The organism is Agromyces humatus (assembly GCF_021228295.1).
In the GTDB taxonomy this organism is placed as follows: domain Bacteria; phylum Actinomycetota; class Actinomycetes; order Actinomycetales; family Microbacteriaceae; genus Agromyces; species Agromyces humatus.
This window is the reverse complement of record NZ_JAJQPD010000002.1, coordinates 55,437-74,957: the sequence shown is the minus strand read 5'-3', so window position 1 is coordinate 74,957 and position 19,521 is coordinate 55,437. Positions and strand designations below refer to the sequence as shown.

Sequence of the window (19,521 nt, the reverse complement as noted above, 5' to 3'; positions counted from 1 at the left end):
GCACCGACGCTCGAGCTTCTACTCCACGATCGCCATCGCGTGGGGCGTCCGGTTGAGTCGGCGGCCGCCCTCCGCCGTCACAGTGACGATGTCCTCGATACGCACGCCGAACCGATCCGGAAGATAGATGCCCGGTTCGATCGAGAAGCACATGCCAGGCTGCATGGACTGACGTTCCCCCTCGACCATGTAGGGGGGTTCGTGCGTGGTGAGCCCGATCCCGTGCCCGACGCGGTGGATGAAGTACTCCCCGTAGCCGGCCTCGTCGATCACGGCCCGCGCGGCCCGGTCGACCTCCTGGCACTCGACGCCGGGCCGGACCGTCTCGAACCCCGCCTGCTGAGCGCGACGGACGATCTCGTGCACCTCGCGCTCCTCATCGGTCGGCTCCCCGACGTGCACGGTGCGCGTGGTGTCCGACCCGTAGCCGTGCATAAGGCCACCGAAGTCGAGCACGACCATGTCGCCGTGCTCGATGATCCGGTCGCCCATCTCGTGATGCGGGTTCGCGCCGTTCGGACCGGAGCCGACGACGGTGAAGTCGACCTGCGAGTGCCCGAACCTGCGCAGGAGCGCGGCCAGGTCATTGCCGATCTCGGTCTCACTCCGGCCGGCGAAGCCGACCTTCAGGATCTCGCCGTACGCCTCGTCGGCGGCGGCCCCGGCGGCGGCGAGACGGCTGAGCTCGTCGTCATCCTTGATCGCACGCAGCATCGGGAGCGCCGTCGTCATCGACAGGTACGACGTGTCGGGCAGCTGTCGCTGCAGCCCGAGCAGGTGCATCGCCCATGCCGAGTCCGACAACGCGTAGCGCCCCGGCTCGAGGAGTCGGGCCGTCGCCTCGTACGGATCGCTGCCGTCTGACCAGTCGGCGAGCCGGAAGACGGATGCGCCGGGTGAGCCCTCGGCGTCTGGTCGTTCCAGCTTGGGCACGATCATGGTCGGCGCACCGTCGACCGGGACGACCAGCAACGTGATGCGTTCGGTGATCGCGACCGGCGCGTACCCGGTGAGGTAGAGCAGGTCGGGTCCGGGGGTGAGCAACAGGCCGGTCAGGCCTGCGTCCGCAGCGGCCTGCGCCGCGCGCTTCAGTCGCACGGCGTAGTCCTCGGCGGTAAATGGGGCAGGTGCGGCCTGGGTCGTTCGACCGGTCATTGAAGCCTCCTCGCCTGAGGCCGCTTCCGTTCCGGAACGGCGCGGGTGATCTGGAATCTACTCCGATCGAGGTTTGCGGCGCGACCGATCTACGCCTGCACGCGAGTTGGGCGCGCATCGCCAACCGATTGGCCGCGGATGGCACGCAGCCGAACTCGGTCATCGAATCACGGAAGTCTTCCACGTATCACAAATGCGCCTGACGGTCCGGAGCGCGGGAACGGCTGGCATCGAGGTGGTTCGTGATCGCCGTCACCACCTCGCTCATGTTCGGATATGGGAACGGGTGACCAGCGTCTTCCAGCCAAAGGCCGCAGGCGGAAGGGATCGCTGCAGCGAGTCGGTGTCCGTGGGCGATCGGCAAGAACGCGTCGGCGGTCCCGTGTATCACGAGGGTGGGTACCGTGATCGTGCCCAGAAGCGGATATCGGGAGCGGGTAACAGCGACAGCAGCCTGGTGCTGCCGCAGTGCACCGAGGTTGAGGCCGTTCCGTTCGCGCAGGTCGTAGAGCACGATCCTGGTCCACTCCTCCACATCGACAGGCTCGTCCCCGCCTTGCGCGACCAGCCCCGCGAGCATCTCCTTCACAAGGTTCGTCTCGCCGCCGAGCAAGCGGTACCGCAGCAGCGGCAGGCCCCCGAACGCAGATCGGACCAGCGGCCAGGTCCGTGGTCCGGGCATGGAGGTGTCGGTCGGATCCGCCGATGTCGACATGAGGGTGAGCGACCGGACCCGCTCGGGGTACTCGATCGCGACCTCTTGGGCGATGAAACCTCCGAGAGAGAGCCCGAGCACGTGAGCGCCATCGATGCGAAGCTCGTCGAGGACAGCGATCGCATCGCCTGCCATGTCGATCAGCGAGTACGGTTGCTTTCGGCTCCAACCCGTCATCCAACTCGATGCGCCGGTACCCCGCTGGTCGAATCTGACCACTCGGTATCCCGCCGCAGACAAGGCACGCAGGAACGCGGGCGGCCAGAACAGCGAGCCGACACCGAGTGCGATGTTGAGCAGTACGACACCCTTCTCCGTACCGACAGGAGGGATGGACTCGTACCAGATCCGGACCCCGCCGGACTGCGCGTACCCCGACTTGCCGGTGACGACTCCCGCCACGGGGCCGGCGCGGATGCGGGCAATCGTTCTCTCGGTGCCGGGCGGCAGACGGTGCCCCCGCAAGGCCAGAAGCACAGCGAGTCCGGCAAGCCCCAATGCCGCCGATGCCAGTACCACCCACTTCCTCATCGGCTCAGTTTAGGGACGACCCCGGCTCGCCACCTGGGCCGCGCAGCGCGACGTGCTGACCGGTGGCCGAGGCGCTCAGTCCTGAGCCGGGGAACGGTGCAGGCAAACTGGCCGCAGCGCCTATTGCGCCCGTCCGCAAGCCGGCCGACGTCTGAACGTCCACGACCGAAGCGCACGATGCCGCGCACTCCACACGCGCGAAAGGCCTCGATCCGCTCACCTGCGTCGAAGTACCCCGGCGATGTGTTGGTACTCGCCGCGGGAAAGCTTGATGCCCCATCCATAGACGCGTCGGCATATCCGCCGCTGGAGCGTATCAGCACCCGCCCCTGCGCGAACTGACCCGACGGCTTCAGAGAAGCGGCGGGCGAAGTCGGTCTGCGGGTGGTCGTCGAGGTAAGGCAAGTAAGCGATGGTGACAGCCGGTCCGAACAGCGGACGGGTCGGATCGGGACTGGTGAGGGAAAAGATGGGCTCGATGCGAGTGGATCCGGCCCATGGCGTCCACCAGTGCGGCGCATCCCAATTCGGCGGCTTCACTGGATCGGTCGCGGCTGTGGTCATCGCTCATGAGGTCTACCCTTCGTCTGGGATGGGTGATGCTCGTCGTCACGGTGCGGGGCTCTCAGTCAGCATGAGCCTGTCGGTCGGCGTAAACGCCGTGGAGCATGCCTGTGGCCTGGCCGATCTCGATGAGGTACCCGTCGGGGTCGCGCAGGTAGCATCGCAGTTCGGCTTTGCGATCGATTGGCTCGGTGAGGAACTCCGCACCTTTGCCGACGGCGTGCGCATAAAATGCGGCGATGTCGGCGACGCGGACATTGAGGAAGCTGGACACCGGGTCGCCCGGTTCCGGGGCTGTCAAGGTGATTCCCGGCTTGTCCGGGGTGGGGCCACCGCCGGGGTTCATAATGATCCAGCTACCCGCGATCTTCACAATCGCCGGATTCTCCTCCAACACGACCTCGCCGCCGAAGACGTCAGCGTAGAAGTCTCGGGAGGTGGCGACGTCGCGGACGGTGATGAAGTGGGTCAGGACCATCCCTTCGACGGGGGCCGGAAGGTTGTCGTGGGTTGTCATCGGTCTGCTCCCTAATTGATTGCATCTCGGTTGTCGCGGTCGTGGCTGTCGTGACCTAGCGGACGTGGTTCCACCGGTCAGGGTCGTCTTCGAGCGCATCTCGGTCCCAATCGCCGTGTTCGGCGGCGGCCCGATAGGCGGCGTGCAGGAACTCCAGTACTGTTTGGTCGGGGTCCTCAGCCGCGGCCACGGCTTCGTAGGGCAACAGAAACTGGCCGTTCTCAGCACTGTAGTAGGCAGATTCGGGGCCGACTGGGTAGACGGCGAAACCATCGGGTTCCGGGTACGCATATGCGTAGAACGCGCCTTCCTCTCCGCCGCCGGGCCAAAACCCGCAGCTGAAGAGCTCCTGCGAGTAGCCCTCAACCATCACCCAATCGCCCACATTCGGGGCGCCCCCGGGATGCTCGGGCGCCCTCCGGCCGGAAAACCGTGTGCAGGCAAGATCCATCGACCCCCAGAAGAAGTGAACCGGGCTGACCTTGCCGACGAAGTGAGACCGAAACTCCTCCATCACCCGGTGCGCCCGCGTCAGCTGCTCCCAGAACAGGCGCGCCGCAGCGCGGTCGTAGGAGGCATGCTCGGTGTCCTCGGCAAACGGGATCGCGGGGTCCACCTCGTTCGGCCCGGATGAGATCTCTGCCTCGATGCCCAGCTCGCGCAGCGCTTGCAGCGTCTGCGAGTGGAACTCCGCCACCGGCTTCGCCTCCAGCCGGACGGTTCGAACGTCGCCGTCGTTGTTCCGGAGGCGGAGCTGATGGTCGATGAAGTCGAACTCGAGATCGAACAGCCGGCGCCCGGCGGGGATGCTGCCGGTGCTCAGCCCACGCGGAGTGACATAGAGGGTCACGTGCCACCAGTGGTTGACCAACGGCGCGTGCACGAGCCGCACCTTGCCCACGATCTGGGTCCACATGTGCAGAGTATCGCGGGTAGCTGTCCAGTCCTCGACTCTCAGCTGGGGCCAGACCCTGCCTTGTGCCGACGTATCTGTGCTCATAATCTTCTCCATCGCGTTCAGCGGTATCTCGGGCGATTCCGGGGAGTCACGCGGTCGGTTCTTCAGTCACCACCGTCGAAGAGGCCGCCGTCGAGGATCCCGTTGTAGCGCAGCCGGAGTGCACGCTCGGTGCTCGCGACCAGCGTTGCCACCAGGAGCGAGATGTTCGCCCACGCCGGGAGGTGGAAGGGGCTGGTGAACGTGCCGACGCTCTCCGCGATGAGCGGGAGCTGCGTGATCTGCTGGATGAGCTGCGGCACGCCGAGCACCAGGGCGACGACGAGCACGATCACCGATGCAATGCCGACGGCACGGCTCAGCGCCGGGTTGGTCCGTTTCAGGTGGGCACGCCGCCCCTCGGCCGAGGCAGGATCGGGCACGAGCTGCCGCTCCGACCCGTCGTGCATGACGTAGTGGCAGCGCTTCAGCCCGAAGCCGCTGACCGCAACCTCAATGGTGCCACCCGGCACCACGAACGCTGCAGGGAGCTTCGATCTGGCTTGGTTGACACCGTCACGATAGAGCTGCGCGCGCACCTCGCCGTCCGAATCACCTCCGTGCCGGACATCGACGGACCAGGTCTCGGGTGCGCCTCTCTCGCCAGGGAGGTACAGATGAAACAGGGAGCGCGAGAACAGCTGCCACCAGCGATAGCGCGGCAGGGCGTGGCCGTCTCCGGGCTTCACCATCTCGTTGCGTGCCACGGTGCGCGTGACCGCCTCGGCCGCCGCACCGGCACCCCAGTTGCCGAATTGAAGTTCTTGGGCGCGGGTGGCGAAGGATGAGTTCCAGAGGATGTTCCGATCGAACTGCGGGAGCGTGCCGCATCCGGAGACGAGTGCTGCGAGTGCTGCGACCCGGGGCGTCGGCTCTGCGCCTTCGACGAGCGGGTGGCAAGGGGTTCATCAGGCTGCTGCGTCATCGGTCGTTCCTCGCTTGTGCCTCAGACCCCGACGACGAAGGTGAGCGCGGCCCAGGCCGACACGGTGGTCACGGTCGTCCAGAGGATGATCGCAACCGCCTGCCAGAGCAGCACCCAAGCTCGGGATGTACCACCGGCGACGAGGAAGGCGGAGGTGAACTGGGTCGGGATCGCGAGGGGGCCGAGGATGCTGGCGCCGGGCACTCCGTAGCGGGTGAGCCACTTCTTGAGTCGCTGACGACCCTTTGACTCGGGCTTGGCGGGTGCCGTCTCCATAAACGCCGGAGCGCTCTCGTCGTCCGCGAATGGCGGAGCCCCCTCAGCGCCAACGGTGGCCGCGACGCGGACACTGCTGCGGCTCACGACGGCGGAGCGGGCCCGCGAGGTGAGGAGTACCACGAGGAGCACGCTGAGGAAGTTCCCCGCGGCTGCGGCGATGGCTGCGACGATGGGGTTCAGGCCGCCGACGATGCCGATCATGGACGCCAACTCTCCCTCGATGAAGGGGATCGTGCCGGCGAGCATCACGATGAAGGGCTGGATGATCTCTGGCACTTGGGTCACGAGATTCTGGAAGTTGGTGATGAGTTCTTGAATGGGATTCATGGTGGCGATTCCTTTGCGTGTGGAGGTCGCGAATGGTGAACGATCGCGGCTCTCTGCCCAGTAGAAACCGTGTTCTCAGAACAAGGTCAAGTGGTGCGCTCCCAACTGTGGCTGTTCAGCGGATACCGGGGATGAGAACGACAGGCTGACCCGCGCCCTGATCCTCGTAATAGAGGTTGATCGGCGTGCTGTTCTCGTCCCCGACCGTGATGTATCCCGTGGCGTCGCGACCCCGCACGACCTGGTAGTTTCGGTTCGCATCGGCGACAATCGTCCTAGTGCAGTGCCGACGGATTCGGACGGGAGCGGAGCTGGCAGATCTCCTGGGCCGCCGCGCAGAGCGCGATGCGGTCGAGAAGCTGCTCACCCAGGCCCGGTCCGGGCGCAGCGGCACCATCGTCGTGCGTGGGGAAGCCGGGGTTGGAAAGACAGCGATTCTCGAGCACGCCCGTGACACGGCAGTCCCATCCGGATTCCGAGTGGAGACCTCGACCGGGGTGGAGTCTGAGACGCAGTTCGCGTTCGCGGGCCTGCACCAGCTGTGTGCGCCCCTGCTCGACCGCTCAGGTGCGCTGCCCGACCCTCAGCAGACCGCCCTCAGCGTGGCGTTCGGGCACGAAGGCGGTGCCGCACCGGACGCGTTCCTGGTAGGGCTTGCCACTCTCAACGTGCTGGCCGAGGTCGCCGAGGAGGCGCCGTTGCTGTGCCTCGTCGACGATGCGCAGTGGCTGGACCAGACGTCCGCGCAAGTTCTGGCGTTCGTCGCACGACGGCTCGGGGCGGAGCGGATGGCGCTGGTGTTCGCTGTGCGCGACCACACTGAGGGTGAGTTCTCCGTGTTCGCCGGCCTGCCTGAGCTGCGCCTGGACGGACTGGGCCAGACCGATGCGCGAACACTGCTCACCGCCGCGCTCGGCACACCATTGGATGACGGCGTGCGGGATCAGATCGTCGCCGAGGCCCGCGGCAATCCCCTGGCGCTGCTCGAGCTAGCCCGAATCGCGCAGTCGGGGCAGCTTGCCGGTGGTTTCGAGCTACCCCACGTGCTGAGCGTGCCGCGACGTATCGAGGACAGCTTCCTGCGGCGCTCGGGTAGCCTGCCCGCCGAGACGCAGCTGCTTCTCCTGGTGGCCGCAGCTGATCCGACCGGCGACGTGACCATCTTGTGGCGGGCGGCCGCGCAGTTCGGGATCGCCCGCGAAGCGGCCGCACCGGCGGAGGCCGCCGGGTTGCTGGAGATCGGCACCCGGGTGCGGTTTCGTCATCCGCTCGTACGCTCTGCCGTCTATGGGTCCGCCACACCGGCCGACCGACGCCGCGCACACGGCGCGCTCGCCGCCGTCATCGATCCCCGGGTCGACCCCGACCGGCGCGCTTGGCACCGCGCACAGGCAGTGACAGGCGCCGACGAGGAGGTCGCCGCGGAGCTGGAGCGCTCAGCCGGGCGCGCCCGCGCCCGCGGCGGGCTGGCCGCCTCGGCGGCGTTCCTGCAGCGAGCAGCCGAGCTGACTCCTGAGACCGCTCACCGCGCGAGCCGGGCGCTGGAGGCCGCGCACGCCAAGCACGAGGCCGGGGCGACTGAGGCCGCCCTCGGGCTGCTGACGATCGCCGCGGACGGGCCGCTGGACGCCCTGCAGCACGCTCGCCTCGGGCTGCTGCGCGCCCAGATCACGTTCCAGTTGACACGGGGCAACGAGGTGTCGACGATGCTACTGGACGCCGCCGAGACGCTCGCCCCGCTTGATGCCGCGCTGTCCCGCGAGACATACCTGCAGGCACTCGAGGCGTCCTTTCACGCCGGTCGCTTCGCCCGCGGCCGCTGGTTGCCGGAGGTGGCCGAGGCTGCCCAGGCCGCACCCGCACCACCGACGCCGCCGAGGCCGGTCGATCTGTTGCTGGACGGATTGACCACGAGGTTCACGCAAGGGTACGAGGCGAGCGTTCCCACCCTGCAGCGGGCGCTCGAGACGCTGCGCAACGACGAATCTCGAGCTGACGAGGGCAACGGCCGCTGGCTGTGGCTGGCCTGCCATGTCGGGGCGATGCTGTGGGATGACGAGTCGATCTACGTACTGGCCAGCCGCGGCGTCCGGCTCGCCCGCGAAGCGGGCGCGCTGGCCACGCTTCCCGCCGCACTCAACGCCCTTGCCTCAGTGCTCGTGCTCACCGGCGAACTCGCCCGGGCCGCTGAACTGTTCTCGGAGGAGGATGCGATCACCCGGGCCACCGGTGCCCCGCCGCTCCCCAACTCAAGGCTCGTACTGGCTGCCTGGCGCGGCCGGCAGCACGGGACCTCCGAGCTTTTCGCGACAGTGATCGCGGGGGCGACGGCGCGAGGTGAGGGCCTGACCGTCAGCAGCGCTGAGATCTCGCTCGCCTACCTGCACAATGGGCTGGGCAACTACGACAGCGCGCTGGGTGCCGCGACGCCGCTCTTCGAGTTCGACGAGTTGGCGCACAGCAGCGTTGCGCTGCCCGAGCTGGTCGAGGCGGCCGTCCGCGCCGGTCAGCCGGAGCGCGCGGCCGCTGCACTGGAGCAGCTCAGCCCGCGTGCCCGCGCCAGCGGCACCCAGTGGGCGCTGGGGCTGGAGGCACGTTCAAGGGCGTTGCTCAGCAGCGGGCGGGCCGCCGAGGAGCAGTACCGCGAGGCGATCGAGCGCCTCGGGCGCTGCCGTATGGCCACCCACCTGGCCCGAGCGCGCCTGGTGTACGGCGAGTGGCTGCGCCGGGAAGGCCGCCGCCAGGATGCTCGAGAGCAGCTCCGCACCGCCCATGAGTTGTTGGCGGACATGGGTGCGGAGGCGTTCGCTGCGCGCGCCGCCCGCGAGTTGCGCGCCACCGGGGAGCACCCGCGCGCGCGGGCTACCCAGCCGACTGACGCGCTCACCGCCCAGGAGCTGCACATCGCGCGATTGGTGGCCACAGGGGCGACCTCCCGCGAGGTCGGCGCACAGCTGTTCCTGAGCCCGCGCACGATCGAGGCCCATCTGCGCAGCATCTTCCGCAAGCTCGGCATCACCTCCCGACGGCAGCTGAGGGAGCTGCAGCTTCCCTGACTCGACCGGCGACGGCCACGGCCACGGTGCGTGACTGCCGATGAGGGTTAGAGGAGTAGCTGGCTGAGCGGGTACACGAAGTATCGCAGAGAGTACGCCTCCCACACCGCGCCGACAACGAGCAACGCGAGCGCCGGCAACGCCAGCAGGCCAATCCGCTGCAGGCCTCGGACATAGCCTTGGCGTCGGTTCTTCGCACCGATGGTGCGGGGGAAGAGCCAGTGCCTGCCCAGAAGATACACGCCGAGCAGGAGGAGAACGTAGGCCTGGAACTCGATGATGAGGGTCAGCGAGTGCGGAATGAGCGCGACCCACCCCTGGGGGGAGGCTGGAACGAGCGTGATGCCGGTCTCGACCGACCAATAGGCGAAGAACGCGAGGCCGGCGAAGGGCACGATGACCGACGGCAGCACGATGGTCAGCAGGCTGAGCCGGAAGAGGTTGACCGCCAGAATCGTGAGCGCGAACAGCGGCGGGGTGTTGACGAGCCAGCGGACCAGCTCGCCAGTGCCGTCGTCCTCCAGGGACGCGGCGCGCGACGCGCTGAGATCGGGGAAGATGAGTCCGATCACGAACCCGATGATGAAGAGGCCGTAGGCGGCCGCGTTGATGATGAGATAGGCGCGCATGTGCTGGCGGATGACTCGGAAGGGTCGTCGCCAGACGGGCACGCGGTCGGCTGACGCCTTGGGAGGGGCGTCAGTCATGGATGTGCGTGGTGAGTGGTCGAATACCATCGGTCTGTTTTCCTTCCTGGATCCGTGTGCGTCGAATGCCGCTACGCAAGCCCACACCGTGTTCCCGGGACCAGGTCAAGTTGGGGAGCCTGCGCGCGAAGGTCTCGGGAGACTGTCGTCCAGGTCCGGCATTCTCGAGTCCGCCGGCCAGACCGCGCACGTCGGAGCAGGCCGATCTGAGCCGACACGGTGCTACCTCGGCGGTCTCCTCGTGGAAGCTTTCCCAGAACTCGAGCCCTGCGTCCACTGCCCGTCGGTGCAGGCGTGAACTCGATGACGGAGTCATCGGAGTTGGTGCTCGTGCTCTGCGGCGAGGTCCTTGTTCGCAGCTGCGCCTCGGAGCGTGATGAGGACCCAGATCGCGGTGAGGACCATGATTCCTGCACCGGCGATGCCGGTGATGGCGATCGCTTCGGTGAACGCATCTTTGGCGACCTCGAGGATGGCGGTTCCGGTGCTGCCGCCGATTTCGGCGGCTACCAACAGGGCCTCCGCCATCGTCGAGGATGCCCGTTCGGCGAGGCCCGCGGTCGGATCGAGCGCATCGGCTCCTACGGTGACGACCCTGGTGTACCAGGCCACGAGCACCCCTCCCAGCACCGCCGTGCCCAACGTCGTGCCGATCTCGTATGCAGTTTCTGAGGTCGCGGCGGCTTGTCCGGCACGTTCGGGTATGACGGAACTCATGATGATGTCGTTGCTCAGGGCCAATCCCATGCCCGCGCCCAGCGAGACCAGGGCGAGCGAGGTTGCGATCAGGGCTGGGCTCGATGTCGGGGACAGCAAGAGGGTCAGCCCGAATCCGATTGCGGAGATCAGGAGCCCGGCGGCGATCACGTAGGCCGGGAGGACACGCTTGACCAACGCTGCCGCGAGGAACGCGGCGGTGGCGGCGAGGATCGCCTGGGGTATCAGCCAGATGGACGCCTCGAGCGGGTTGAGGCCGAGCACGAGCTGGAGGTACTGGATGAGCGCCACCAACGCACCGACCATCGCGAAGATCGACAGGAGGTCCGCGATGACAGCGCCGCGGAAGTATCGCACCTTGAACAGCCTGACCTCCAGGAGCGGGGTGGGGAGCGTGAGCTGCCTTCGAACGAACAGGGCGACCGTGATCAGGCCGACGATGAGGGCAGCGATCCCGAGGGCGATATCCTTGCCGCCGGTGAGGGTCTTGATGGCGTAGACCACGCCGATCATGCCGACGAAGGAGAGTACAACGCTGAGAATGTCGATCTTGTGCAGATCGGGGTTGCGGCTCTCGGGGAGCAGGGGCGGTCCGAGGATCAGCAGAAGCAGCATGACGGGGATATTCATCAAGAACGCCGCCTGCCAGCTGAACGTCTCGATGACCCAGCCGCCGATGATCGGCCCGACTGCCGCGCCGACCGACGCCATCGCCGCCCACACTGCCATCGCGTAGCGGCGCTGCTGCCGGTCGAGGAACATGTTCCGGACCAGTGACAGCGTCGAGGGCATCATGATCGCACCGCCCACGCCCAGCAGTGCACGAGCGCCGATCAGCATCCACGGCGCTGTCGCCAACGCGCCCGCCACGGATGCGATCGTGAAGAGTACCGCGCCGATGAGCAGGTTCCGCCGCCGACCGAACCGATCGCCCACAGCACTCATCGCCACGAGCAAACCGGCGAGAACGAGCGAGTAGATGTCGATCATCCACAGCTGCTCGACACCCGTGGGGCTCAGCTCCGCGGAGATCGCGGGCAGCCCCAGGATCAAGACAGTGCCGTCGATAGTGATCAGCAGCAGGGGCAGGACCAGCACGGCAAGACCGACCCAGCTCTTGGCGGTGGCCTTGGGAGGAGGATCATTCATGATTCCTCGTGGGCTATTGGCCCGAGCCCGGGTAGTCGTCGGCCGATCGTTTGGTGAGTGGTCTGATGCCGTGGTGCGTCGCCCTCTTGACTCTGTGGCGCTCAGGTTCTCCGATGAGCGCACTCGGGTCAATCGCTCCTCGTTCATGGGTTCCACTCCCTTGCCCCGGGCCGTCCGTTGCGCGCGACCACTTCGTGCGGCAGGCTCACTGCCTGGTCGAGGTCGTCCACGACCTCGAACCGGCCGCCGTCGCCGGGATCCGGATCAGGGATCATCGCCTCCGGGTCGACGAGGTAGACCTCTCGACCTTCCACCCTGAGTCGACGCGCGACCTCGAGCAGCATTCGTCGCGCCACATCGTCGATCGATGAGACCATCGTGAGATCGAAGACCACCCGGGGTTCCGAGGGCGCGGTGTCCACGACTTCACGGTCGATGCGCTCGGCTCCGGCGAAGCGGATCCCGCCATGCAGTTGGAGAACGCGGACCTCTCGCAGCCCGCTTCCGGCGACGTGGTTGGACCGCACGATTGCGCGCGCGGCGGCCGGAACCTCCATCACGTGCAGCCCCATATCGGTCGAGAAGCGTTCGAACAGCGACACGCCCCGAACGCTGTTCCCGTGGGAGTCCAGCCGCGGTGAGAAGGTCGCGACGCCGATCTGGCCGGGCAGCGCGCCGATGAGCCCCCCAGACACACCGCTCTTGGCCGGAATGCCGACCTGGGTCGCCCAGTCGCCGGCGGCGTCGTACATTCCGCAGGTACTCAAGACGCTCAGCACCTGCCGCACCACCCGTTCGGCGACAACCTGCTCGCCGGTGAGAGGGTTGACGCCCCGGTTCGCCAACGTGGCCGCCATCATGGCGAGATCTCGCGTGGTGACAAGCACTGAGCACTGCCTGATGTACCCGTCGACCACAATCCTCGGATCCTCGGTCAGGATGTCGTGGCTGCGCAGCATGTGCGCAATCGCGAGATTGCGATGCGCGTTCTCCATCTCCGACGCGCACACCGCCTCATCTACCCCCAGCGGACGCCCGGCGAAAGCCGAGAGGCCACGGACGACACGCGCCACGCGCTCATCCGGCGCCAGTTGCTCCGATCTGACGAGCGAGTGAACGGTGATCGCGCCAGCGTTGATCATCGGGTTGAACGGGCGTCCGGTGCCCTCCTCCAGGGAAATCTGGTTGAACGCCTCTCCCGACGGCTCGACACCGACTTTCCCGAGCACGGCATCGAACCCAGAGTCGGCGAGCGCCAACGCGTATACGAACGGCTTGGAGATCGATTGGATCGTGAACTCGGCATCGACATCTCCCGCGCTGTATACGTGACCATCAACCGTCGCGAAGACTGCGCCGAGACGCTCGGGGTCCACTGCGGCGAGCTCCGGGATGTATCCCGCAAGTTCCCCGGTCGCATCCGATGCCACGTTTCCGAGCACCTCCTCCAGGTAGTCGGGAATCACTGACCGCATTCGCGCTCCTCTCTCGCCGGTGCGATCTCTTCGCCGCGGGTCTCCTGACCGGCCCGGCGCCACGGGCCGGCGGCGCGCGCAACCAGTGCGAGAAGCGAACACCGTGTCCTCGGGACACGGTCAAGAATGATTCCGGTCGTCGCCTGCATCTTGGTCACCGAGCGGTACGTGACCGTCGTGCGCCCGGTGGCACGTCGCCCCGTCGAACTCGGCCCCATCCGGGCCGCTCCCTTCCTGAGCATTCGACGATCAGCCAAGTCGAACGAGGAGTCCTTCGACGACGGTTCGTGCGTGCCCGGAATCCACGTCGCCGTGCCAGCGGACCTGTACGAGGTCGCCTCCCAAAGCGAGGGTCTCCATCGAAGAACCGTCGTCGAACTGGAGGCGACGTGCCCCGCTCGTCTCCGTCGAGGCGGACCCTTCGGTCACCGCGTCGTCGGCGTGCCGCATCCATCCGCCGCCGGGAACGACGAGCACCTGAACGCGACCGTCGTCACCGAAGTCGAGTTCGCACACGGTGGATCCCGTGAGATCGATGGCGGTATTCGTCATCGAGCGGCCCGGCACCCTGTCAGGTGCAAGGTCGGCGCCGTCGAAGCCCGCCGAGCCGGCAGTCTGCCCGAGCAGCGCCAGGCACCGTTCCGTGCGGTGTCGCACCTTGGGCCGAGTCGCATCGACCGGTGCCGCGCTCACCGCCAGCAGCGGCAGCGCCTTCGCCGCCAGTTCGCGGAGAGCTGCAGTCGCCTGCTCCGGCCCCGCGTCGAGACCGAACGCGCTGATCTCGACGAACACGTTGCCCGAGAGCACCGATAGCGTGCACGCCAACGGTTCGCCGGGTTGGCACTCGACTCCCGAGGCATCGCCGAGCGTTTCATCCCACTGATTGTGGCCGCTTCCGCTCACGTACCCCGGCCAGTAGTCAGCCCCGTGGGGGGTCGCCCGGAGCACGACCGCCGGAGCGTCACGGTGTACGGCGAATCCGTCGACGACGCTCGCCGAGGCCCAGGTGCACTCGATGCCCTGGTCCTGCACGATCACCGGATCGGGCAGGTGCGCGTTCGGCACATCGATCTGCGCTCCGAGGATCTCACCGGCGGCTTCGGGGCCGATGAGGGTGTCGCAGTTCAGCCCGGGAAACCCGGGCGCCGGCGATTCCACTCTCGCGGGCTCGATCTCGCGCGATGGGCTCTCGGCGGGTGCGGTGGCGTTGCGGTGGTCTTCTGGATCAGGCTGCGGGATCCAGGCGCAGCCGGCGAGCAGCAGGACGAGCAGTCCCGCGATCCCGCCCGAACAGTTGATGGGACGGCTTCGCCGTCGGCGCAGGAGATCCGCGATCGGGCTCATGGCTCCGAGTGAAGACCGTGTTCAGGGAACCGGGTCAAATCGGTGCCCCTACCTGACCGACCAGCCCGCCTCGATCGTGATCGCCGGTCGAGGCCGGCTTTCCAGGGCTGGGAGTCGACTTGACCCTGTGGTAGGCACACGATGTTGGGTTGTCTCGACAGATTGCTGGGGCGCCATCGCCTCGCCATCGATTGGAAGTACGAAATGGAGAGACGGCCCCGCATGACCCTCGGCTGGCCCACTCCGGCCGAGGCCTTCAACGAGCAACTCCTCGTTGCTCCAACAAGCCGGTGTTGCAACGACCGGTTGAACCCAGTCAAGAACAGGACGCTCGGTGCGGCACCAGCGCTTCGAGGGAAGAGTCGGCTGCCGCGTCGCGTCATGCCCGCGCACCGCTTTGGCATTCCCGGGAGCGTCGATTGCCCGCCTTCCATGAAACGAGCTATACACCGCATGTATACGCCCAGTGTATAGTGCAGTGTATGGATACTTCTTTGGCGTTCCTGGGCCTGGTGGAGGCTCGGCCGGGACATGGATATGAGCTGAAGCAGCTCTATGACGAACACTTCGGCGGCGCCAAGCCTCTGGCATATGGCCAGGTGTATGCGATGCTTGCCCGCTTTGCCCGTGATGATCTGGTCGAAATGGTGGGCGTGGAGGACGGATCGGGTCCATCCAGAAAGCAGTATCGGGGTCTCCCTGAAGGTCGGAAGCGCGTCATCGAGTGGCTGGTAACGACGGACGCGGCCGCAAGCGTGTCGTGCACGAACCTCTTCGCGAAGGTTGTGATCGCTCTTCTTCTGGACGAGGACGCCGCGCGAATCCTGAACGCTCAGCGTAGTGCCCTGCTGGACGCGATGAGGCAACTCACTCGAGCCAAACAGAACGCCGCACTGCTGGATGTGCTCGCGCACGACCATGCGCTGCTGCGCGCCGAAGCGGACATCCGTTGGATCGACTTGGCGGAAGCGCGACTCAACAACGTAAAGGAATCTTTGTCATGACAGACGTCGCATATGCAGGCACCCCGCAAGCGGGGCCTGCATTCATCACCGCCCGCGGGCTTGAGAAGCATCATGGGCAGACCCATGCGCTTCGCGGCGTGGATGTCACCATCCGCCAGGGCGAGATCGTTGCAGTGATGGGCCCTTCCGGGTCCGGGAAATCGACCCTGCTGCATTGCCTCGCGGGAGTGATCACTCCCGATACCGGGGAGGTGACCATTGATGAGACCCAGATCAGCGCCCTTACTGAAGATCAGCGCTCCCGGTTCCGACTGACCAGATTGGGGTTCGTGTTCCAGTTCGGGCAGCTTCTGCCGGAACTCAGCGCCGAGGACAATGTGGCGTTGCCGCTCATGCTCGCAGGCACCAGGCGTGCGAGAGCACTGGTGCAGGCGCACTCGTGGCTGGCACGTCTCGGTCTCGAAGGCATGGAACGCCGTCTTCCTTCGGAACTCTCGGGCGGGCAGGCGCAACGCGTTGCCCTCGCCCGGGGCCTCGTGAATGCGCCTGCGGTGCTATTCGCGGACGAGCCCACGGGCTCGTTGGACTCGCTGACTGCGGAGCGAGTGATGGAGACCCTCACAGAGGTGGTGCGGAACACGGGCACCACGCTCGTGATCGTCACACACGACGCTCGCGTCGCGTCCTATAGCGACCGAGAGATCTTCATCCGTGACGGCCGCGTCACGAGCCCGGCTCTCGAAGGAGCGATGTAGTGGGACCGCTTCGTCTTCTCATATTCGGGACACGCGGCAACTGGGGGCGCCTCGCAGGCATCGCTGTCGGGGTGGGTATCGGCGTGTTGCTCGCGCTCATGCTCGTCGCGGGTGCGAACGCGCTGGAAACGCGTGACATCCGCGCTTCTTGGCTCCAACCGTCCGTGAGCGAACTGAGCACCGCGACCTCCGGTGACACTCTCGCGGCACGATCGGACGACATCTTCGGCGGCAACCGGATCGATCGACTCGATGTCGCCGTGCCGACTCACGGAAACGCGACCATTCCCGGCATGGAAGCCCCGGCCCCGGGCACATACATGGCCTCGCCGGCGCTCGCTGAACTCATCGAGAACGCGCCCCCACCGCAACTACAGGACCGGTACGGTGAACCGGCGGGCACTCTCCCGGAGGGCCTCCTGGCCAGCCCGGACTCGCTCGTGGTTGTCGTCGGCGGCACACCCGAGGAGGTCTCAGCGCTGTCGTCCGCCGGAGTCGTGGTCAGCTTCGATCCCGCCGCCTATGGGGGCAACCAGAACTACCAGACGCTCGCGCTGGTCGGCGCACTGGCCATCCTCATCCCCGCTTTTCTGCTCGTTGCCGTGTCCACCACCTTGGGGTCTGCGGCACGAGCCGAGCGGTGGCAGACGCTCCGAACGATCGGCGCATCCAGAAGATTCGTGAAGCGGGTCGCGCTGACCGAGGCGGCAGGAACCGCCATCCTTGGTGCGACACTCGGCGTGGGCGGATTCTTTGCCCTGCGCCCACTGCTCGCGCTTCTCCCCGTCGCGGGCGAACGACTCGTCGCGGACGACCTCACCGTGTCGATCACGGTGGTCCTGGTCGTCGCGGTTGCCGTGGTCATCGGCGCTGTACTCGCAGCTTCACGAAGCGTTCGGCACGCTGGTGGCAGCGCGACGTCGCAGGCTGTGTTCGAGCAAACCCCCAGCGTCGCGCGAGTGATCCCGCTGCTGGCGGGTTTGGGCTTGTTCATCCTGGTCAGTGCGTTCGCTGGTCAAATTCCGGTGCCGCTCGCCGTCCCGATCGTCGCAAGCTTCGCTCTGATCGCGATCGGTCTCCTGATCGCGGGCCCGTACTTCACCTGGCTGACAGGGACGTGGTTCGCGCGCCTCGCCCAGACCGGTGACGCCGTGATCGCTTCCCGTCGCATTGTCCGCACACCCCGAGCCGGATTCCGGTCGGTTGCGGGACTCGTCGCAGCGACGTTCGTGATCACTGTCTTCGCGTTCTCGGCATCCGCCGGCGTTCGCGCAGGCGCGTACACCTCGGACCCCCTCCTGCCTGACGACGCTGTCGCTGCGAACATTGATCTGGACACCGACATCACAGCCGCGTCGGTCGAGGAGCGCCTCAGCCAAGTCTCCGGAATCACGGGGGTGTACTTCACATACACCAACGGGGAAGGAACCTATATTGCAGGCGACGATGCACAGACCCTGACCGACAACGCTCTCGCGGCCGAAATCGGCGAAGTGACCGGCGGCATCTACTCCCTCACGCCCGACGGCCCGGCCTTGCACGAAGCAACCATTTCCACGCTCGATGGCACGCGCATCAGCGACATCATCGTGCGCACCGACAGTCGGGCGTCCTCGATCGAAGAAACCCGAACCGCACTCCTGACCTTGGAGGGCGTCAATCGGTCGGCGGGCGCGTGGACACGTGCCGAGTTCGTGGCCGACACGGACAGTGACCTCGCGACGCAGTTCACCGAGATTGGGCGCCTGGCGATTGTGATCGTCACCCTCCTCGCCGCAGCCGTCCTCGCTATCGCGACCATTGCTGCGCTCTATGACCGGAAGCGCACTTTCAGTCTGCTTCAACTCATCGGCATGCACCGCAACACGTTGACAAAGATCGTCTCCTGGGAAACCCTCGTCCCCCTGCTGAGCATTCTGGCGCCCACTATCCTCCTCGGATGGCTCACCGCGCACATGCTCATCACGAGCCTTTCCGAACGGTCCCTCAGCTGGCCCGACTCCCTTCTGGGAATATCACTCGCTGCCACTGGCCTGATGGTGGTGGTCTCGATCGTGCTCGCGGCACGGGTCGGCAACACGATCACCCGATCCTCAGAGAACACCCGCCGGGAATGAGACCCTCAAATCTTGCCCCGGGCCACCACTCGCGTCAGCAAACCGACGACCAAGGAACCGAGACGATGAACAAGAAGACGCTCCGACGAAGTGCAGCCATCCTCTTCGCGTTGGCAACGCTAGCCCTCACCGGATGTGCAGCCATTGATGACCTGGTCAATCGTCAGGTGACCCACACCTACGACAACAAGGATGACTTCGGCGCCGATGCCTCAGTCGATGCCGGGTGGATTCCCTCAGACGCCACAGAGATCACGCTGCGCACGCCAGCAGAGAACGCTGGAGACGTCGCGGTGATCCTCCTTGTCTCTACTTCGGACCTCCCCGAGTCGTGCCTCGAAGCCGAACGCCAGTCCTCCCCCCTCCTCAGCATTGACGGCGCCCCGGAAGTCTACGAACCGAAGAACAGCAGAATCCAAGTCTGCGATGACTGGACCGTGATGAAAGCGGCGAACGGCTGGTTCGGATGGACCCCGAACGACGGAGATTGAGCAAAAGGGCGGTGAGGCCGACGACCAGAGCGGTGACGGTGGCCGGAATGGCGAGAGCTCGGGGGATGTGACGGGGACGCATGCGGTGAAGTCTGGCGCTCGACCGGCCCGTGCGACGCTCGGCGAGATTCCCAGAGTGCGACATGGCGCGAGCGCGTCACCGCAGCTTCAGGAGTGGGCACGGCCCCGCCCGGCACTGCACGCGAGGTGCGGGAATGCGACATCGGCTATCACTGTTAGCTAGGAGTGGCTAGCACTGATAGCCTCAACGCCGAACCGCAGGAGAACGCTATGAGCACCACCATCACGACCAGGATCGACATCGCCGCTGATCCCGACACCGTCTGGGCCGTGCTGACGGACTTCGCGTCCTACGCGGAGTGGAACCCGTTCATGAGCCGGGTCGAGGGCACGCCCGAGGTCGGCAGCAGGCTCGTCGTCCGTCTCGCCCCCGCGGGCGGTCGCAGCATGACGTTCAAGCCGACAGTCTTGGTCGCCACCCCCGGGCGCGAGCTGCGCTGGCTCGGCAAGCTCGGCTTCGGCGGCCTGTTCGACGGCGAGCACTTCTTCGTGTTGGACCGCGATCCCGATGGCGGCACCCGGATGACGCACGGCGAGAAGTTCAGCGGCATCCTCGTCAGCCTGATGGGAGGTGTCAAGAAGAACGCCGGCGATGGCTTCGACGCATTCAATCACGCTCTCCAGCACCGGGCGGAATCGGTCGTCTCGAGATGA

At 66.5% G+C, this 19,521-nt stretch carries 17 protein-coding genes and 1 pseudogene; 6 read left to right on the top strand and 12 right to left on the bottom strand.

Annotation, left to right across the window (positions count from 1 at the left end; translation table 11 throughout):
- Window positions 1-18 precede the first annotated feature (18 nt).
- The 8 genes and pseudogenes from LSF15_RS02960 to LSF15_RS02925 form a co-directional block, all read right to left on the bottom strand.
- The gene (locus LSF15_RS02960; protein WP_232497042.1) at window positions 19-1,155 is read right to left on the bottom strand and encodes an aminopeptidase P family protein; all 1,137 of its coding nucleotides are present in this window, start codon (window positions 1,153-1,155) and stop codon (window positions 19-21) included.
- Between the two features lie 187 nt (window positions 1,156-1,342).
- The gene (locus LSF15_RS02955) at window positions 1,343-2,401 is read right to left on the bottom strand and encodes an alpha/beta fold hydrolase (RefSeq protein ID WP_232497041.1); all 1,059 of its coding nucleotides are present in this window, start codon (window positions 2,399-2,401) and stop codon (window positions 1,343-1,345) included.
- Between the two features lie 216 nt (window positions 2,402-2,617).
- Entirely contained in the window at window positions 2,618-2,965 is a 348-nt protein-coding gene (locus LSF15_RS02950; protein WP_232497040.1) for a hypothetical protein, read from the bottom strand.
- Between the two features lie 61 nt (window positions 2,966-3,026).
- Window positions 3,027-3,482, bottom strand: a complete 456-nt coding sequence (locus tag LSF15_RS02945) for a VOC family protein (protein WP_232497039.1) — start codon at window positions 3,480-3,482, stop codon at window positions 3,027-3,029.
- A 55-nt stretch (window positions 3,483-3,537) separates the two neighbouring features.
- Entirely contained in the window at window positions 3,538-4,482 is a 945-nt protein-coding gene (locus LSF15_RS02940) for a DUF5996 family protein (protein WP_269756147.1), read from the bottom strand.
- 62 nt (window positions 4,483-4,544) lie between these two features.
- Window positions 4,545-5,186 carry a hypothetical protein gene (locus tag LSF15_RS02935; RefSeq protein WP_232497037.1) on the bottom strand — a complete coding sequence of 214 codons (642 nt, stop codon included), beginning with the start codon at window positions 5,184-5,186 and terminating at the stop codon, window positions 4,545-4,547.
- Window positions 5,187-5,425: 239 nt separating this feature from the next.
- Window positions 5,426-6,010 (bottom strand): small multidrug efflux protein, encoded by a 585-nt coding sequence (locus tag LSF15_RS02930; RefSeq protein WP_232497036.1) that lies wholly within the window; start codon window positions 6,008-6,010, stop codon window positions 5,426-5,428.
- 89 nt (window positions 6,011-6,099) lie between these two features.
- Window positions 6,100-6,248: pseudogene (locus LSF15_RS02925) on the bottom strand (alpha/beta hydrolase); the annotation flags it as partial.
- A 40-nt stretch (window positions 6,249-6,288) separates the two neighbouring features.
- On the opposite strand from LSF15_RS02925, the gene LSF15_RS02920 reads away from it, so the two are divergent.
- Window positions 6,289-9,066 (top strand): ATP-binding protein, encoded by a 2,778-nt coding sequence (locus LSF15_RS02920; protein WP_232497035.1) that lies wholly within the window; start codon window positions 6,289-6,291, stop codon window positions 9,064-9,066.
- A 47-nt stretch (window positions 9,067-9,113) separates the two neighbouring features.
- Here the strand turns inward: LSF15_RS02920 and LSF15_RS02915 are convergent, their stop codons facing one another.
- The 4 genes from LSF15_RS02915 to LSF15_RS02900 form a co-directional block, all read right to left on the bottom strand.
- Entirely contained in the window at window positions 9,114-9,773 is a 660-nt protein-coding gene (locus tag LSF15_RS02915; RefSeq protein WP_232497034.1) for a hypothetical protein, read from the bottom strand.
- A gap of 312 nt (window positions 9,774-10,085) precedes the next feature.
- Window positions 10,086-11,786 (bottom strand): MFS transporter, encoded by a 1,701-nt coding sequence (locus tag LSF15_RS02910; RefSeq protein ID WP_232497033.1) that lies wholly within the window; start codon window positions 11,784-11,786, stop codon window positions 10,086-10,088.
- Window positions 11,783-13,114, bottom strand: a complete 1,332-nt coding sequence (locus LSF15_RS02905) for a glutaminase (RefSeq protein ID WP_232497032.1) — start codon at window positions 13,112-13,114, stop codon at window positions 11,783-11,785. The genes LSF15_RS02910 and LSF15_RS02905 overlap by 4 nt, the downstream gene beginning before the upstream one ends.
- Window positions 13,115-13,363: 249 nt before the next feature.
- On the bottom strand, window positions 13,364-14,458 hold the full coding sequence (locus tag LSF15_RS02900; RefSeq protein WP_232497031.1) for a hypothetical protein: 1,095 nt from the start codon (window positions 14,456-14,458) through the stop codon (window positions 13,364-13,366).
- Between the two features lie 482 nt (window positions 14,459-14,940).
- On the opposite strand from LSF15_RS02900, the gene LSF15_RS02895 reads away from it, so the two are divergent.
- The 5 genes from LSF15_RS02895 (at window position 14,941) to LSF15_RS02875 (ending at window position 19,521) form a co-directional block, all read left to right on the top strand.
- Entirely contained in the window at window positions 14,941-15,462 is a 522-nt protein-coding gene (locus LSF15_RS02895) for a PadR family transcriptional regulator (RefSeq protein ID WP_232497030.1), read from the top strand.
- Window positions 15,459-16,178: an ABC transporter ATP-binding protein gene (locus LSF15_RS02890; RefSeq protein WP_232497029.1), complete on the top strand. Its 720-nt coding sequence runs from the start codon at window positions 15,459-15,461 to the stop codon at window positions 16,176-16,178. The genes LSF15_RS02895 and LSF15_RS02890 overlap by 4 nt, the downstream gene beginning before the upstream one ends.
- Window positions 16,178-18,295 (top strand): ABC transporter permease, encoded by a 2,118-nt coding sequence (locus LSF15_RS02885; protein WP_232497028.1) that lies wholly within the window; start codon window positions 16,178-16,180, stop codon window positions 18,293-18,295. Before LSF15_RS02890 ends, LSF15_RS02885 begins: the two co-directional genes overlap by 1 nt.
- Before the next feature lie 65 nt (window positions 18,296-18,360).
- Window positions 18,361-18,786 carry a hypothetical protein gene (locus LSF15_RS02880; RefSeq protein ID WP_232497027.1) on the top strand — a complete coding sequence of 142 codons (426 nt, stop codon included), beginning with the start codon at window positions 18,361-18,363 and terminating at the stop codon, window positions 18,784-18,786.
- Between the two features lie 291 nt (window positions 18,787-19,077).
- On the top strand, window positions 19,078-19,521 hold the full coding sequence (locus LSF15_RS02875) for an SRPBCC domain-containing protein (protein ID WP_232497026.1): 444 nt from the start codon (window positions 19,078-19,080) through the stop codon (window positions 19,519-19,521).